Origin of the sequence: Paenarthrobacter nitroguajacolicus (assembly GCF_029952445.1) — a bacterium.
In the GTDB taxonomy this organism is placed as follows: domain Bacteria; phylum Actinomycetota; class Actinomycetes; order Actinomycetales; family Micrococcaceae; genus Arthrobacter; species Arthrobacter nitroguajacolicus_B.
Window position 1 is genome coordinate 49,638 of record NZ_JAQPPK010000004.1, and the last position, 16,274, is coordinate 65,911.

Here is a 16,274-nt window from a genome sequence, read left to right on the forward strand (position 1 = left end):
CACATTCCACCCCCTTCAAGCCAACGCTCTTGCATCTGCCGGGGTGTTCAGGTCGTCGCTCGCCCCGTAACTCGCTTGCCCGTCCGGATAAGTGTGAGGTCTGCCCACCCTGGGCTGGTCCGGTTCCGAGGGCAGCAGGCGGTTGTCGCAGTCCGGACCATCAATAGCTTAGGTTCCCAAGTTCAAGACCATCTTTGGGTAAACCGGTAGGTCGATGCCGTTGATGATCTGCATCGTTTTGCGCATCATCAGAGCTTTGCCCGGAAGGTGTGGCAGAGCGCGCAGTATTTGCTGCTGCATCCAGACCTGGAAACGGCTTTGGGCGATGAAGTGTTTGGCATTATCCGCACCCATCTTTTGCGTTGCGGTCACGTACTTTCTCATCTTCGTCTCATACTGGGCGAAGGCTGTTGCGTAGCTGCCGGCTTCGGCTAGTTCTCCCGCCAAGACGTAGGCGCCGACTATTGCCAAGGTCGTGCCCTGTCCTGAGGTTGGAGAGGGACAGAATGCGGCATCGCCGAGGAGTGCAATCCTGCCAGCTGACCAAGTCGGCATATGTACTTGACTGCAGGAGGCGAAGTAGAAATCCTCTGCTTCATCCATCTGATCAAGGAGCCATGGAACTTCCCATGCCATGTGACTCATGTGCTTACGCAGGAGTGCTTTCTGAGATCGGATATCGCGATGGTCGTAATCTGAACGATCACCTGGCATGCTGAGCGCGGCCATCGCCTCGGAGTTATTCCTGATGCTATGGACCCCGGCGGAATAGTTCGGCTCGACGTAGCCCAGCATCCAACTGTCCAACTTGAGACGGTTTGGCACGGTGAACAGCCCGGTCAGGTAACCAAGGTCACGCACGTATTGCTGCTCTGGACCAAACACCAAAGACCGCACGCCTGAGTGCAGCCCATCCGCGCCAATCACGATGTCGTATGAGTCCCTTCGACCGCTTGAAAATCCAACCACGGCCATGTCTTTCGTCTGCTCTATGCTCACGATTTGCTCGCCGAATACGTATTCAGCGCGGTGCCCGGTGGCCTCATGCAAGAGAGACGCCAGGTCACCGCGAAGGATTCGGTCTCGGCGATGGGGCCGTCGCCGTCGAACATGTCGGCCCGCAGTTGTGCCCGTTCTCTGTTGTCCTTATCCACCAGGGACATTCCTCGACTGGATGTGCGGGCAGCGCGGACGGGTTGGTCGAGGCCGATTCTTCGCAGGACTTCTTTGCCGGGCCCACGTATATCCACGGCCTGACCGCCCGGGCGCAATTGCGGCGCCTTCTCGACAATGGTCACGTCGAACCCGTGGCCGAGCAGGCAATGTGCCAGTGCGGGTCCTGCGATGCTTGCTCCTGAAATCAATACGCGCATAGTCACTCTGAATCTCCTATATGAACACTGTTCTCCAAATACGAACGTTGTTCACTATGAAGATAACGGTGTTATCTTGTCAAGTGGAACCTACGGAAAGGCACGTGATGGGACTCAATCCTGACGTGATTGCCAAGGCAGGGCTGAGCATGTTGGCCGATGTTGGGCTCAACGGACTAACCATGCGAATGCTCGCAAGAGAGCTCAGTGTGGGAGCTTCGGCGATCTATGGACACGTCAGGGACAAGCAGGAACTCCTCGACGCTATGGCCACGCTCATGTTCGTCGAGGCAACGCAGGACTTGGAGGCGCCTCGTCGGGAAACCACGTGGGAGGTGTGGCTCGCGGACTATATGCGGTCCTTGAGGCAGACGTTGCTTCGCTACAGGGACGGCGCACGCGTTTTCGCGGGTACCTATGTAAACCATCCGGCGATGGCACGGACCTCGGAATTGATCCTGCGTACGATGCAAGACTCGGGGTTCGGCCTGCGGGATGCCGCAGGCGGCGTCTCCGCGTTGACCCATTACGTTCTGAGCTTCTGCATAGAGGAACAGGCGCGCGCTGGCGCCGACTATTCCGGCGGTGGGCCTTATCAATCCGGGCGCATCGTTGAAGGGATCGACATGCAACGGTACCCGCTCACTGCACAACTGATGACGGAAAGTGCGAGTAGCACCCCGGACAATGAATTTGAGTCCGGCATGCAGGTAATCCTCAACGGCATTCGCGCCAGCCATCGCACCTCATAGGGGTGGCTGACCTGGAAGGGAGCGTCAGGTTTCAGCGTACGGGCGGTGCTCATATTCCCTAACCTGTGAGATGCCACGGTCGGCCCTCGACCTGGACCAAGTACGAGTTCGGTTCCGACCGGATGGTCCCTCGCACCTCACTATCTTGGCTGCCTGGCGACCATCTGGCGCCATCGAGCTGGGAACCGTTTGGAAACCTGTGCCCCAGCACTCGACTGCGAGAGCGTTCGCGTTTAAGGGGGTTTAGGTGAGAGAGGATCGGAAGTGCGCAAATGATCACTCAACATGATTAAGTGAGCACATCCCTGTTACGGTGGTGGCATGGGAACCACTGACCGCCACCGGCTCATCGGCGAGCTGCTGCGTGGGAAAGAAGAAGTATCTGTCGACGAACTCGTCTCCGCCACGGGAGCTTCAGGGGCCACGATCCGCCGCGACCTCGAGATCCTTGCAGCCAACGGTGTCCTCAAACGGGTGCACGGCGGCGCACGCAGTTTGCTGGCACGCGGCGAAAATCCGGGCTATGGCCAGCGCGAGTTGGAAGACCAAGACGCCAAGGCCCGCATAGCCAAAGCCGTGGAAGGACTAATCCGGGACCGCGAGCATGTCTGGCTGGACAGCGGCTCCACGGCTACGGAAGTCGCACGAAGACTCAGCAAACGTGAACTTACTGTGATGCCCATGTCCCTCTACAGCGTTGAGGCCCTGACGCAATCCAAGGACGGACGTGCACCCGAGCTCATCCTCCCCGGCGGCCGCCTCACGACCGGTGAGCAGTCTTTCCGGGGTCCAATGGCGGAAGCCAATATTCGCTCCCTGAGGTTCGACACCGCCGTCGTGACTCCCTGCGCGCTCAACCTGAAGGACGGGCTCCTTGCGCACGACCTCGACGACGCCGCCGTGAAGCGCGCCGGACTGGAATCGGGAGCGCGGGTGATCGTCGCTGCCGCGGCAAGCAAATGGAATGCCAGCGCAAGAGCCCTGGTTGCAGCCATGGACAGCGTGGATGTGATCGTAACGGACCTCAAACCGTCCCCCGAAGACCTTGCCCGACTGAACAAACTCTCCGTGGAAGTTGTGATTGCATGACCACCAACACCAGAAGCACCACCAACGTCAACGCTGCGGCAGTGGCGACGTTCCTGATCTTCGGCATGAATGGTTTGGTCTTCGCCAGTTGGGCTGCCCGTATTCCGGCAGTGACCGAGGCCCTCAGCCTGACGTCCGGCCAAATGGGCACGCTTTTGCTCTGCACCGCGGTCGGCTCCCTGCTGGCGCTGCCGTCGGCGGGTTGGGTCGTGGGCAGGATCGGTACTGCGAACACTGTTCGCGTGGCTGGCATCGTGGTGGGAGTGGCCGGCGCGGCCATAGCCTTCTCGCTGATGGCTGCTTCGGTGCCTGCGACGGCGGTGGCCCTCTTCTTCTTCGGCATTGGTATCGGCCTGTGGGATGTTGCTCAGAACATCGAGGGTGCTGACGTGGAACACCGGCTTGGGCGAACCATCATGCCGCAATTCCACGCCGCTTTCAGTGGTGGCGCCTTCCTGGGCGCGCTGATTGGCGCCGGGCTTTCCCAACTAGGGGTTGGCCTGCCGGAACACCTGCTGGTCATTGCCGCCATTGCGGTCGCCTTGGCGCTGACGGTCCCCCGCTTCTTCCTTCCGCACGAAGCGGTGGAAATTGACGACGGCGGCGGGACGGCTGAGAAGGGTCCCACGGCTTGGCGGGACGGCAGGACGCTGCTCATCGGCGTCGTGGTTTTGGGTGCGACCCTCACCGAAGGTGCGGGCAATGACTGGATTGCCAAAGCCGCGGTGGATGGGTTGGGTTCCTCGGAGTCCACCGGGGCCTTGCTGTTCGCCCTGTTTGTCCTGGCCATGACCGTCATGCGGTTCCTGGGCGGCAAGGCGATCGATAAGTTCGGCCGGGTGACGGTTCTCCGCGCCAGCATGGCCGCCGCTGCCTTGGGCCTGGCGCTGTTCGTTTTCGCCGGCAACGTGGTTGTGGCCGGCATCGGTGCGGCTCTCTGGGGCATTGGGGCGGCGCTGGCCTTCCCCATGGGTATGTCCGCCGCCGCTGACGATCCCAAGCACGCTGCCGCCCGGGTCTCGGTGGTGTCGACCATCGGCTACATCGCGTTCCTGGCGGGTCCACCTTTGCTGGGTTACCTGGGTGACCAGACCGGGATCCACTTGGCACTGCTGGCCATTGGCGCGCCTATTGTGCTTGCTCTCCTGCTCGCCGGCGTCGCGAAGCCCTTGCCGCCCAAATAGTCGTGGTGCCGGCATTCATATTCTCTTGGATGCATGCATCGCGGAAACGCCACCACATCAGAATCACTACGGCTGCCGCGAGACAGGCACCGCCCAGAACGTCACTCAGCCAGTGTGCGGACAGATAGGTGCGGCTGATCATCATGGCGATGACTCCCAAAGCTGCCAGTGATGACATCCACCAGCGGCCAACGAGGAACGCAAGCACCAACAGCAGGGCTGTGGTGGCAGATACATGCCCCGAAGGGTATGAACCAGTGTCGGTCAGGACCTTGGCCCCCTCAGGACGGGCGCGGCCAACCACGGCTTTGGCCAGCTGGGTGAGCGCCAGGGCGACTACCCCGGACACCGTAACGAAAGCAGCTGTCCTCGGACGGTTCCAGATGAGCAGCACGAGTGCCAGCACAGCGTGGCACGACAGCATTCCCACGTAGCCCACCCAGTTGAGGACTCCGTTCACACCGTCCCAAAAAGTCGTGTGCAACGTGAAGGAGTAGGCCTGCCACCACGTGTCCACTCGGTTGAAGGCCGGATCGCCTTGTCCGACCAGGATCATGATCCCCGGAACCGCGAAGGCGCCCAACAGCAGCAGCCCGGAGGCGACCAGCTGCCTATCCGGCTGCCTGTGCGGAGTCAGGACGCGAATCATCAACTCATCGTAGCCATGGCGGCCTCACAGTACCGGCAGGCGATACTGTGAGGGGATGCGAGGCTTCGTGGGCAAAGGCCCCAAACGTGTTGTGAAACTCGACCACTTCCTGGTGCGGGCTGTTTCCCGGCAACCGCAAGGAGACCACGACGTCTTCTTCCGCAGGCTCTCCTCGGCAGCGACCAAGGGAAAACTCTGGTTCGGTATCGCCGGAATCATGGCAACGGTGCCGGGCAGGCCCCGAAGGGCGGCGCTTCATGGACTGCTCGCCCTGGGCGTTGCCTCCGGCGTTACCAACGTCATTTTCAAGCGGGCATTGCCGCGGAGGCGCCCGCTTCCTGAGCACCTTCCACTTTTCCGGTTCGTGAACCCGCAGCCCACGAGTTCCTCCATGCCGTCCGGCCATTCAGCGTCCGCCGTGGCCTTCGCGGTGGGTGCGGGCATCGTCTCGCCTGCGATTGGTGTGGCCTTGGCTCCCATCGCCGTCGGAGTTGCCTACTCGCGTGTCCACACGGGCGCCCACTGGCCCTCGGATGTTGTCTTCGGTTCCGCTTTGGGTGCCGGCGCTGCGCTCCTCACCCGCAAGTGGTGGCCGGCCAGGCCAGCGGAGCCGTCCCCGCGCCGCACGCCGGCGGAAGTGCCAGCGATTCACGACGGCGAAGGGCTGAGTATCGCAGTCAACGTCCTCGGTGGGTCATACTCCCCCGAAACCGGCGAACTTCTCCGAGAGATATTCCCCAAGGCGTATATACGCGAGATCTCCGAGGGTGAGGATGTTGCGGAAGAAGTCAATGCCGCGGCAACCCGGCCCGGGACCGTGGCGCTGGGTGTGTGGGGCGGTGACGGAACGGTGGGTGCGGCCGCTGCCGCCGCCGTCGAGCATTCACTGCCTCTGGCTGTCCTTCCGGGCGGGACGCTCAATCATTTTGCCCGCGACCTTGGCGCAGGGTCCATCGACGACGTCCTTGATGCGCTGGGCAATGGTTACGCGGCATCGGTTGACCTGGGCCGCGTTGTGGTGGAGCGCGGCCTGCCTGACTCGCCGGAAATCTCGGAACTGGCCATGCTGAATACTGCCAGCGTGGGCGTGTATCCCAACCTGGTCCGGCGGCGTGAGCGGCTCCAGCCCGCCATGGGCAAGCCGCTCGCAAGTGTGGTGGCATCACTGCGGACATTCGGCGTGAACTCGCCCACCACCCTGTTGGTAAATGGCCAGCGGCACAAACTCTGGATCCTTTACATGGGTCGCGGAAGGTTCTATCCCAGCGACCATGCCCCGCTTCGCAGGCCAGTGCTGGACGATGGCGTGTTCGACCTCCGGATGATCACCGCGGACGAGCCTTTTGCGCGCGCCCGACTGTTGTGGGCAGTTATCACCGGCACAGTGACTGCGTCCAAGGTCACGCACCTCACTGAGGCCACGGACATCACCGTGGAAGCTATCGGACAACCCCTTGTGCTGGCCGTGGACGGTGAACCTAAGCCCGGTGTCCGGAAAGCCACCTTTACCGTCAAGCCCCGGGTTCTCCGGGTCTATTCGCCGCTGCCGGTTGCCGGGTAGGACGGCCCCTGGGGGTCATCCGGGAGGATTACCCTGACTGAACCCTGAATCATCCCTGAGACAGGCGAATTACGCGCCCTCCCTGAGTAGCGTTGTGAGTACATTCAAAACTCACCTGCACGTTCACGTGCTCCGAGGAGGGAACGCTTCCATGATCGAAGCAAAAGGCCTGACCAAGGTCTACGGCCAAAAGACTGCCGTCGGCGGCGTCAGTTTCACTGTCCAAGCTGGACGGGTGACGGGCTTCCTTGGCCCGAACGGTGCCGGTAAGTCCACCACGATGCGCATGATCATGGGATTGGACTCTCCCACGTCGGGAGATGTCACGGTCAATGGCCTGCACTATGCCCAGCACAAGGCTCCCCTTCACCAGGTGGGCGCATTGCTGGATGCCAAGGCCGTTCACACCAGCCGCAGTGCGTACAACCACCTGTTGGCCATGGCCGCAACGCACAGCATTCCAACCGCCCGCGTTCACGAAGTCATTGAAATGACCGGGCTCGGGGCCGTGGCGAAGAAGAAAGCCGGCGGATTCTCGCTGGGCATGGGCCAGCGCCTCGGCATCGCCGCCGCGCTGTTGGGTGACCCCCAAACCCTCATTCTGGACGAGCCCGTCAACGGCTTGGATCCTGAAGGCGTTCTGTGGGTGCGCAACCTGGTCAAGTACTTGGCCAGCCAGGGAAAGACCGTTTTCCTCTCCTCACACCTGATGAGCGAAATGGCACAGACCGCTGACCACCTGATCGTGATCGGCCGGGGCAGGATCATCGCGGATGCTCCCGTGCAGGACATCATCGCCGGCGCCCAGCAAGCCAAGACCCTGGTTCGCACCTCAGCTGCAAGCCAGTTGTCGGCCTTGCTTGTTGGCGACGGCGTCAGGGTAGACCAGAGCCAAACCGAAACCCTTGAAGTCGTGGGCCTGCAGCCGCGCGAGATCGCCCAGGTCGCTTTGGACAACAACGTGCTGGTTTACGAACTGACGCCGCAGGTTTCCTCCCTTGAGGATGCCTACTTCAATCTCACCAAGGACGAAGTGGAATACCACTCCCACATGTCCGGTGAACCTGTCCCTGCCGCGCAGGAAGGAAACTAAGGACAATGAGCACCATGACTGAAAACCGCACCAATACTCCGGCCCACGCATCGGCCGGTGTCCGCGGCGTTACTTTTGGGGGAGTGGTCAAGTCCGAGTGGATCAAGCTCCGTTCGTTGACGTCCACCGTGATCCTGCTCGCTCTGACACTTGTTGCCACAGTGGGTGTCGGCGCCCTTGCCGTCTTGATCCGTTTCACCTTCCTGGACCAGATGATCAAGCAGGCCAAGGAGGCCGGCCAGCCGGTCACCGCGGAGATGCTGACGAAGTCCTTCCCGCCAGGTTCCGGCTTTGACCTTTACAACCTGCCCAACGCCGGCATCCAGATCGGCACCTTGGTCCTTGGCTCCCTCGCCGTGCTCTTCATCTCTTCCGAGTACGCCACGGGCATGATCCGTTCAACAATGAACGCGGTACCCAAGCGCATTCCGGCCTTCGCGGCCAAGGCTTTGCTTCTGGTAGTCATCTCCTATGTCATCACCACCGTGGCCGCGGTGCTCACGTTCCTGATCGCCATGCCCGTCTTCCAGGGCCTCGACATTGATCTGACGTGGTCCACGGAGGGCGTGATGTACAGCATCTTCACCGGTGGCCTGTATGTTGCCGGTGTTGCGCTGATCGGACTGTCGCTGGGAACGCTTCTGCGCAACTCCGCCGGTGGAGTTACCGTGCTCGTCGCGCTGTTCTTTGTCCTGTCGATCGCGTCGGGCTTCCTGTCCCTGGTACCCGGCGACTTCTGGAAGTACGTACCCCAGTACATCCCCAGTGAAGCCGGTGGCAGGTTTCTCTCCATCGGGCACACCGATGGCGTAATCGACCCGTGGCAGGGTGGCCTGATCTTCCTGGGCTATGTGCTGGTGTTCCTCATCCCGGCCATGATCGTCATCAAGAAGCGCGACGTCTAAGTCGGCGTGCCGTCTAGGCTCAATCCATGACTGAAGCTCCACAGACGAAGGACGCGTCGGCCGTTGTGGCCGACGCGTCCTTCGCTGAAATTGCCCAGCGCCGTCGAGGCAGGATCCGGCGTTTCTTCTTCAAGCGTCCCCGGGCCATGGATGCCGTGGTGGTGCTCTGCTACGTGCTGCTGGCATTGCCCACCATCATCCCCTCGATAGCTGAGGGTAAATGGCTGGTGGTGGCGATCCTCCTTCTGATTGCCCTGGCTTTGGTTTTCAGGCGGCAGTTCCCGCTGCAGGTGGTTCTCGCCGTCGCCCTCTTGGAAATTTCGGCCACCATCCTGAACCCATGGGGCTCCAACGTTTCGGCGGGGCTCTGGTTCGCGCTCTACGCCGTTGCGTCGCTCCGGAGGCGCCGGATTACTTTTGTTGTTTTCGTTGCGGCAAGCCTGCCTTTGAGCCTTCTGTACCTGTTCATGTGGACAAGTCCGGCCCAGATGGACACGCTGCAGGACGTCCCGGAAAACTTCCACCTCATCAACAACATTGCTACTGCCGTGACCATCATGTTGTCGAACCTGCTGGCAACGGGCATTGGCGTTTCGGTTCGCCAGCGCCGGGAACACGAAGCGGAAATCGCCGCGTGGGCTGCCCGGACCACACGGCTGGGCAAGGTCACCGAGCGCAACCGCATTGCACGCGAAATGCACGACGTCGTCGCCCACTCCTTGACGGTGATGATCAGTCTCTCGGACGGCGCGGCAGTTGTGGTCAAGAAGGATCCGGAACGCGCCGGTGAGGTTCTCGGTGAACTCTCGCGAACGGGACGCACCGCGTTGGCGGACATGCGCCGCGTTTTGGGGGTCCTGCGCGATGATTCGGGACGACCGGCCCCACTGACCCCGCTCGAGTCCGGGCACAACCTTGCCAAGCTCCTGGAGGGTTTCCGCACGGCGGGCCTGCCGCTGCATTATGCCCACACCGGCCCGGCCCTGCCGGCCGATCCGGCTTTCGAGCTCACCGTCTACAGAATCGTGCAGGAATCCCTGACGAACGTGCTGCGCTATGGACGCTCGCTGAGCCGGGTGGACGTGCAAGTGACCCGCGACGGCGATCTGGTCACCATTGACGTCCTCGACGACGGTCGCGGCACCCGGGATGGTGGCAGCGAATCGATAGGCAGCCTGGGCACTGGGCTTGGGATCGCCGGAATGAATGAACGTGCTGGAATCTATGCTGGAATCGTTACTGCCGGTCCAGGAAAAAGGGGAGGTTGGGCGGTCCACGCCGACCTCCGCTGGAACGGCGACAAGGGGGAATCATGACCAATGACATCAAAGTGCTGCTCGTGGATGACCAGCCGCTGCTCAGGATGGGCTTCCGGCTCATTCTGGAAGGCGAAGAGGATTTCCATGTAGTGGGTGAAGCATCCGATGGCGCCGAGGCCGTCCGGCAGGTGGGAGCGCTGCAGCCCGACGTAGTGCTGATGGACGTGCGCATGCCAACGATGGATGGGATTGAGGCAACGCGGCGTATTTCGGATTCCGGTTCCGACGCGCGGGTCATCATCCTCACCACATTCGATCTCGATGAGTACGCCTTCACGGGTTTGCAGGCCGGAGCCTCAGCGTTCCTGCTCAAGGACGTTGCTCCCGCCGAGCTCGTTCATGCGGTGCGGTTGGTGGCGAGCGGCGACGCTGTGGTGGCCCCCCGCGTCACGCAACGGCTCCTGGAGACGTATGTTCGCGGCGGTGCCGCGCCGGGCCATCCGCCCGCCCCGCATCGTGATCCGCTGCTTGGCGAACTCACTCCCCGTGAAACCGAGATCCTCACAACCATTGCCGAGGGCTTGTCCAATGCGGAGATCGCACACAAGTTTTTCCTTTCCGAGGCGACAGTGAAGACGCACGTCCGCCGGATCCTGAGCAAGTTGCAGTTGCGGGATCGCGTGCAAGTGGTGGTTTACGCCTACGAGACCGGTCTGGTGGTGCCCAGCAACCCGGACTACTGATCGGTGAGGCCACTTCAGCGCTGATGTGAGTGTGCGTTATATGCATTCATAAATGTTTTTAATGACTATTTGCTCCGATTCTGTGTTACCTTCGTCACTACAAGCACGCCTCCGGCAACCCCGCCCAGGAAGTCCCAGGCGTCCCGATCGCATCTGTCACTTATCGGAGACAAGTCATGGAATCATCAACACCCCTGAAACTGGACCACCCCGCTGACGCCCCTCCGGCTCCTTTGGAAACAGGCCTGCGCCGTTCCATGGGGCCGCGGCACCTGATCATGATCGCCATGGGAGGTGTGATCGGATCGGGTCTGTTCCTGAGCTCCGGCTACACCATTTCCCAGGCAGGTCCACTGGGCGCAGTCCTCGCCTACCTCGTGGGAGCCTTCGTGGTCTATCTGGTGATGGCCTGCCTCGGTGAGCTCGCCATTGCCTACCCGGTCTCAGGCGCCTTCCACATTTATGCTTCCCGCTCCATCGGTCCGGCAACGGGGTTCACCACGGCGTGGCTCTACTGGCTGTGCTGGGCTGTGGCAATCGGTTCGGAGTTCACGGCCTCCGGCTTGCTCATGCAACGGTGGTTCCCCGGTGTTGAAGTGTGGGTTTGGTGCCTGGTCTTCGCAGCCATGCTCTTCGGCTTCAACGCGCTCTCCTCCAAGTTCTTTGGTGAATCGGAATTTTGGTTCTCGATCATCAAAGTCGGAGCGATTATTGCGCTGATCGTGTTTGGCGGCGCGGCCTTGTTCGGGTTCCACCCGCTCTCTGACACCGATCACCACCCCTTCATGTTCGAGAACTTCAACACCTCGGCGGGCCTCTTCCCCAACGGTTTTTCCGGCGTCCTGGTCACTGCACTGGCGGTCTTCTACGCATTCTCCGGCTCGGAGCTGATTGGAGTTGCGGCAGGTGAAACCAAGGATCCGGCCCGGAGCATCCCCAAGGCCATGCGGAGCACAGTCATCCGCCTCCTCATCTTCTTCGTTGGCGCCATCGCCGTTATCGCAGCAACTGTTCCCTTTGACCAGGTGGGCTTGGATGAGAGCCCGTTCGTCACTGTTTTCTCGTCAGTTGGCATTCCCTTTGCTGCCGACATCATGAATTTTGTGATCATCACGGCCCTTCTTTCTGCCGGGAACAGCGGCCTGTTCTCCTGTGCCCGCATGCTCTACTCCCTGGCCGAGGAGGGACAAGCTCCCAAGGCACTCAAGCGCGTCACCCGGCGCGGAATTCCACTCCTTGCGCTTTCCGTGAGCATGGTGGGAGGGTTGGCCTCCTTGGTTAGCAGCGTGGCTGCCGCGGAGACCGTCTACCTGGCCCTCGTCTCCATAGCCGGCTTCGCCGTCGTCGGAGTCTGGATGTCCATTACCGCGTCTCACTTCTTCCACCGCCGGGCCTTTATCCGCAATGGCGGGCAAGTGGCTGATCTTGCCTACAAGGCACCGTTCTTCCCCGTGGTCCCGATCCTCGCTTTCGGGCTTTGCCTGCTCTCCCTGGTGGGTATTGCTTCTGATCCCTCCCAGATCGCGGCCCTCTACTTCGGTATTCCGTTCGTGGCCGCCTGCTACGGGTACTACTACTTCCGCTACGGCCGTGGGGTAAAGGTCAAGCAGTCGGTCTGATCCCCGCTTCAAAGGCCGCGCGGCCGGGCAACGCTGCCCGGCCGCGCAGCCGTCCCCCGGAGCTGCTGCCTCCATGTGAGAATGGCGTGAGCGCTTGGTGGAAAGGAGCCTGATTCGTGGATGTGTCACCAGAGGCTTCGTCGTTGGCGCAGGGCCTCCGTTTGGTCCGGCTGGTCACGGACCGCGAAAAACAGGGGCGCCAACTCCTGGGAGTCTCCCAGTTGGCTGCTGAACTGGACATGGAGCAAAGTCGTGTTTCGCGTTTGGCCCAGGAATTGTGTGATCTTGGATTGCTGGAACGAGTTGAACGGGGTCCATTCCGGACAGGTCCGCGATTCTTCACGTTGGCGGCTTCATTGAACGCCGGCTGGGTCCACCAATCAAGGGCCGAGCTGGAAGAACTGGTGGCATCTTTCGGGCTGAGGTCCAGGCTCTCCGTACGTGACGATGTCCGGGTACTCCTGCTTCGCTCTTCCTCCAACAACTCTGTGCTGGGCGGCTTCGCCAAGCCCGGCATGGTGACTCCTGTCTGGTGCACGGGAGCAGGCAGGGCGTTGCTCTGGGACCACGCGCCCAAGGAGCTCGAAGAGCTGCTCCGCGAAGTCAACTTCATCGGCGTCGGCGGCCCGGCAGCAGCGCATTCGGCAGCAGAAGTCGCGGCACTGATGGACCGTGACAAGCCTCAGGGGTTCGTCCTTGCTGCCGAAGAATTTGAGCACGGCATCTGGGAGCTGGCAGTTCCTGTGCGATCGGGCGGGGGTCGCATTGTTGCGGCAGTCAGCGTGCTTGGCAGCCGAGCCGACCTCGAGAAAGCAGCATCGGACATCGCGTCGGTGCTCCAGTCCACGGCCGATCGACTCGGCACGGCGGCTGCGTCCGCGGCCCAGAATTGACCCGGCCCAGAATTGACGCCGCCCAAACCTGACCCGGCCCAGAACTGGCTGGCGCAGACGTGACCCGGCCCAGAACTGGCGCGGCTCAGAACTGACCGGTTACCCCGGGCGGCCGCCCACTGTGGACTCGAGCCAGTCCCGCCATGCCGCGAGAGCCGTGGCGAAAGCGTCACGCTGCGGTTCCAGCCGGGACTTTGGGCCGACAATCTGCAGGGCCGCGGCAACTTCGCCCTTGAAATCCCGAACGGGGGCGGACAGGGAGTAAAGTCCCGGCTCCGCTTCTTCGTCCACGATTGAGTAGCCGCGCAGGCGTGCCTTCGTCAGCCGCTCCAGGAGGTCGTCGACGGATACCGGAGTATTGGGCCCGTGCTTTACGAATTCAACCCCATCGAAGATCTTTCGGACTTCGGCGTCAGGCGCATCCCACAGGAGTGCCTGGCCGGCGTCGCTGCAATAGGCAGGGTAGGGGCGGCCAAGCCAGGAACCCACGAGGTTGGCGCTCTCGGGCACCTGCTCACCAATAGTGACCGTGCTGTTTCCGCTCAACACACCCAGGAAGCAGGCTTCGTTGGTCTCGGAGGCGAGGCCCTCCAGGGCCGTCAGACCGTCAGTTTTCAGCCGTTGCTCGGTGACCAACTGGGCGTCCGTCAGGATGGACCAGTCCAGGCAGTACTCGCGCTGGTCGGTCCTTGTGAGGAAGCCTTCCTGCTGCGCACCCTTGAGGCTTCGCGACACCTGGCTGCGGTCCTTGTCCAGGCGGGCAGCAATGTCCGCCACCGTACCGCCGTCGAATCCTTCAGCATGACGCGCCCCAACGCTGAGTAAGGCCATCATGCCGCGGCCCATGCTGGAGGTCTTTGACATGGATTGATTCTAGCTACCCCAATGGGCCGCCGAGCCCGGGGTCTAGTGGATGGCGAAGACCCGAGCCGGGAATCCGCTGCCCTCCAAGGGTTTTGCCCACGTGGCGATCATCATGGCGCCGGATTCGGGGAGCCCATCCAGGTTTGCCAGGAGTTCGATCTGCCACTTGTCCTGAGCCAAGACGTAGGTCTCCAAGCTGAAGTCCTGCCGGGACGTTGCCATACCCGGATCCGTGTCCGTCTGCTCATGGCCCACTGCAGAAACGGAACGCTCCTCGATCAGGTATTGCAGGACCTCTTTGGACCACCCCGGTGTGTGGCTGACGCCGTCGTCGTCCTTGTTGGCCATGGCTGATGCGTCGGGCCAGCGGTTGCTCCAACCCGTACGCAAGGCGACGAACGCGCCTGCGGGAATGACGCCGTTCCGGGCCTCCCACTGCCGGACATCCTCGAGGGCGGGGGTTGCATCCGCATTGCTTCGGACCTGGGGGCTGATGTCCAGGACAACCAGTGGCAGCATCATGTCCTCCACAGGTATCTGGTCCAGGGTCCGGCCGCCCCGCACAAAATGCGACGGCGGATCCACGTGAGTGCCCCACTGGCCAACTATGGAGTACCTATGGGCGGTGAAACCGTCGCCCTTCTCCATGTCGAAGAGGGCTTCCCTGGTCTCATCGGGGAAGGCCGGAAAATGTGGCTGTCCGGGGTGGAAGGCATGGGTCAGGTCAGTAAAAGTCCTGTTGCGGAGAAGTGGCGCCACTTCTTCCCAGAGACTCATGACGCCACCCGCATTTCCGGGCTGGAGGCTGCGACGCTGCTGGAAACGCTCAGGGGTCCCGAGACTTCAATGACGGGCACCTCCCATGGGTGGATGTCCACAATTGCCTGGACGAGCCTTTGCACGGCGTCGTCGTCCAGGGAGTCGTCAAAGTAGGTGGTGAACACGAAGGTGGGGGAGATGGTGCGCTGGCCTACGCTGCCCAGGGTGGGGTTGGCCCCTTCTGCCACGGTAAACCCTTCAAAACCGGCGGAGGACTCGAATACATGGTGGTAGTTGCCGAAGCCGCCGAGTTCAGGGATTGCGGTTAGTGCGTCCAGCAGGGAGGCAATACCGGAATCAGCCTCGAGGGCGTGTAGTTGGCCGCTGGCGAGTTGGGTCATGGTCTCCACCGGAATGGGCCAGTGAATGCGGAGCTTCCGCACCGGTTTCAGTTCAATATTCATGGCAGGGGCCTTCCGTCAGTTGCTGTTGCATGCCATCGTGCCATGACGTGACGAGCATTACAAGCATATGGAAATGCTTATTGTGCACATGCTGGTTGGCGGAAGCCATGCTCAGCCGCACTCCCGCCATGCTTTCCCCATGTACAAGGCATAGCCTGCGCGGGTTTGATGGAGTCATGACATCTCCCCACTCGAACCACGACAGGGGCCTGGCGTTCGACCTCTCCACACTGCTCAGCCGGCGGCGTACTTTGGGCGTGCTTTTGGGCACGGGCACGGCTGCCGCGCTTGCCGCCTGCACTCCTGGCCCTGGAGGTGGCAGCGCGACGCCGTCGGGAACCTCCAGCGGGACCGTCACCCCAGCGCAAAGCACGACGGCGGCCACCTCGCCTTCCGCCCAGGCCACCAGTACCGTGACGCGTGCCTTCGCCGAATGCGGTGTGGAGATCCCCGGGGAAACCCTGGGCCCCTATCCCGGCGACGGCTCCAACGGACCGAATGTGCTGGAGGCCTCGGGCGTGGTGCGACGCGACATCAGGTCCAGTTTCGGCACCTCGGATACGAAGGCTGCCGGAGTGCCCTTGACCGTCACCCTGACCCTGTTGGATAACGCCAACGGTTGCTCGCCGATGGCCGGCGCGGCTGTCTACGTGTGGCACTGCGACCAGAACGGCAAGTATTCGCTCTACGACCGGGGTTTGGAAAATGAGAACTACCTCCGAGGCGTGCAGGAGGCGGATGCCAACGGCCAGCTGACGTTCAGCACCATCTATCCGGGCGCCTACATGGGCCGCTGGCCTCATATTCACTTTGAGGTATTTGAGTCCCTGAGCAACACGAGCAAAGCAGGCCAGGTGCTGGCCGTCTCACAGATTGCCCTGACTGAGAGCGCCTGCAAGACCGTCTACGCCACCGCAGGCTACGAGGCGAGTGCCCGCAGTTTCCCGAAGACCACACTGGCCTCCGATAACGTCTTTGGTGACGATGGAGGCATATACCAATTGGCGACTATTTCGGGTTCAGTTGCCGGCGGGTATACCGCGGCTTTGAGCGTCACCATCTAGCCC

General features: G+C 61.8%; 17 protein-coding genes. 11 read left to right on the forward strand and 6 right to left on the reverse strand.

Features of this window, described 5'->3' with window-relative positions:
- Nucleotides 1–168 precede the first annotated feature (168 nt).
- Together PJL15_RS03770 and PJL15_RS03775 are read right to left on the reverse strand one after the other, a co-directional pair.
- Nucleotides 169–999 (reverse strand): FAD-dependent monooxygenase, encoded by an 831-nt coding sequence (locus tag PJL15_RS03770; RefSeq protein WP_281449879.1) that lies wholly within the window; start codon nt 997–999, stop codon nt 169–171.
- Entirely contained in the window at nt 996–1,373 is a 378-nt protein-coding gene (locus tag PJL15_RS03775) for an FAD-dependent monooxygenase (RefSeq protein WP_281450016.1), read from the reverse strand. The genes PJL15_RS03770 and PJL15_RS03775 overlap by 4 nt, the downstream gene beginning before the upstream one ends.
- A gap of 107 nt (nt 1,374–1,480) precedes the next feature.
- Here PJL15_RS03775 and PJL15_RS03780 point away from each other — a divergent pair, with 107 nt between their 5' ends.
- The 3 genes from PJL15_RS03780 (at nt 1,481) to PJL15_RS03790 (ending at nt 4,398) form a co-directional block, all read left to right on the forward strand.
- Nucleotides 1,481–2,125: a TetR/AcrR family transcriptional regulator C-terminal domain-containing protein gene (locus PJL15_RS03780; RefSeq protein WP_281449880.1), complete on the forward strand. Its 645-nt coding sequence runs from the start codon at nt 1,481–1,483 to the stop codon at nt 2,123–2,125.
- A gap of 321 nt (nt 2,126–2,446) precedes the next feature.
- Nucleotides 2,447–3,214 carry a DeoR/GlpR family DNA-binding transcription regulator gene (locus PJL15_RS03785; RefSeq protein WP_281449881.1) on the forward strand — a complete coding sequence of 256 codons (768 nt, stop codon included), beginning with the start codon at nt 2,447–2,449 and terminating at the stop codon, nt 3,212–3,214.
- Complete coding sequence (locus PJL15_RS03790; protein WP_281449882.1) at nt 3,211–4,398, forward strand: MFS transporter; 1,188 nt, start codon at nt 3,211–3,213, stop codon at nt 4,396–4,398. Before PJL15_RS03785 ends, PJL15_RS03790 begins: the two co-directional genes overlap by 4 nt.
- On the opposite strand, the gene PJL15_RS03795 is transcribed toward PJL15_RS03790, so the two are convergent.
- Nucleotides 4,343–5,047: a phosphatase PAP2 family protein gene (locus tag PJL15_RS03795; RefSeq protein ID WP_281449883.1), complete on the reverse strand. Its 705-nt coding sequence runs from the start codon at nt 5,045–5,047 to the stop codon at nt 4,343–4,345. The two genes, PJL15_RS03790 and PJL15_RS03795, sit on opposite strands and share 56 nt — an antisense overlap.
- A 55-nt stretch (nt 5,048–5,102) precedes the next feature.
- Here PJL15_RS03795 and PJL15_RS03800 point away from each other — a divergent pair, with 55 nt between their 5' ends.
- From PJL15_RS03800 to PJL15_RS03830, 7 genes are all read left to right on the forward strand, one after another.
- Nucleotides 5,103–6,608: a bifunctional phosphatase PAP2/diacylglycerol kinase family protein gene (locus PJL15_RS03800; RefSeq protein WP_281449884.1), complete on the forward strand. Its 1,506-nt coding sequence runs from the start codon at nt 5,103–5,105 to the stop codon at nt 6,606–6,608.
- 151 nt (nt 6,609–6,759) lie between these two features.
- Nucleotides 6,760–7,701, forward strand: a complete 942-nt coding sequence (locus PJL15_RS03805) for an ABC transporter ATP-binding protein (protein ID WP_281449885.1) — start codon at nt 6,760–6,762, stop codon at nt 7,699–7,701.
- A gap of 5 nt (nt 7,702–7,706) precedes the next feature.
- A complete protein-coding gene (locus PJL15_RS03810) occupies nt 7,707–8,606 on the forward strand; it encodes an ABC transporter permease (RefSeq protein WP_281449886.1) in 900 nt (299 codons plus the stop codon).
- A 26-nt stretch (nt 8,607–8,632) separates the two neighbouring features.
- Entirely contained in the window at nt 8,633–9,922 is a 1,290-nt protein-coding gene (locus PJL15_RS03815) for a sensor histidine kinase (RefSeq protein WP_281449887.1), read from the forward strand.
- Nucleotides 9,919–10,608 (forward strand): response regulator, encoded by a 690-nt coding sequence (locus PJL15_RS03820; RefSeq protein WP_281449888.1) that lies wholly within the window; start codon nt 9,919–9,921, stop codon nt 10,606–10,608. The genes PJL15_RS03815 and PJL15_RS03820 overlap by 4 nt, the downstream gene beginning before the upstream one ends.
- A gap of 176 nt (nt 10,609–10,784) precedes the next feature.
- Nucleotides 10,785–12,227: an amino acid permease gene (locus tag PJL15_RS03825; protein ID WP_281449889.1), complete on the forward strand. Its 1,443-nt coding sequence runs from the start codon at nt 10,785–10,787 to the stop codon at nt 12,225–12,227.
- Between the two features lie 116 nt (nt 12,228–12,343).
- Complete coding sequence (locus PJL15_RS03830; RefSeq protein WP_281449890.1) at nt 12,344–13,120, forward strand: IclR family transcriptional regulator; 777 nt, start codon at nt 12,344–12,346, stop codon at nt 13,118–13,120.
- A 99-nt stretch (nt 13,121–13,219) separates the two neighbouring features.
- Here the strand turns inward: PJL15_RS03830 and PJL15_RS03835 are convergent, their stop codons facing one another.
- Genes PJL15_RS03835 through PJL15_RS03845 form a run of 3 tightly spaced genes read right to left on the reverse strand, consistent with a single transcriptional unit; the run spans nt 13,220 to nt 15,207 of the window.
- Entirely contained in the window at nt 13,220–13,984 is a 765-nt protein-coding gene (locus PJL15_RS03835) for an IclR family transcriptional regulator (protein WP_281449891.1), read from the reverse strand.
- 42 nt (nt 13,985–14,026) lie between these two features.
- The gene (locus PJL15_RS03840; protein WP_281449892.1) at nt 14,027–14,761 is read right to left on the reverse strand and encodes a cyclase family protein; all 735 of its coding nucleotides are present in this window, start codon (nt 14,759–14,761) and stop codon (nt 14,027–14,029) included.
- Nucleotides 14,758–15,207 (reverse strand): hypothetical protein, encoded by a 450-nt coding sequence (locus tag PJL15_RS03845; RefSeq protein ID WP_281449893.1) that lies wholly within the window; start codon nt 15,205–15,207, stop codon nt 14,758–14,760. Before PJL15_RS03845 ends, PJL15_RS03840 begins: the two co-directional genes overlap by 4 nt.
- A gap of 176 nt (nt 15,208–15,383) precedes the next feature.
- Between PJL15_RS03845 and PJL15_RS03850 the strand changes: the two genes are divergently transcribed.
- Nucleotides 15,384–16,271: a 3,4-dioxygenase subunit beta gene (locus tag PJL15_RS03850; RefSeq protein WP_281449894.1), complete on the forward strand. Its 888-nt coding sequence runs from the start codon at nt 15,384–15,386 to the stop codon at nt 16,269–16,271.
- Nucleotides 16,272–16,274: the final 3 nt, after the last annotated feature.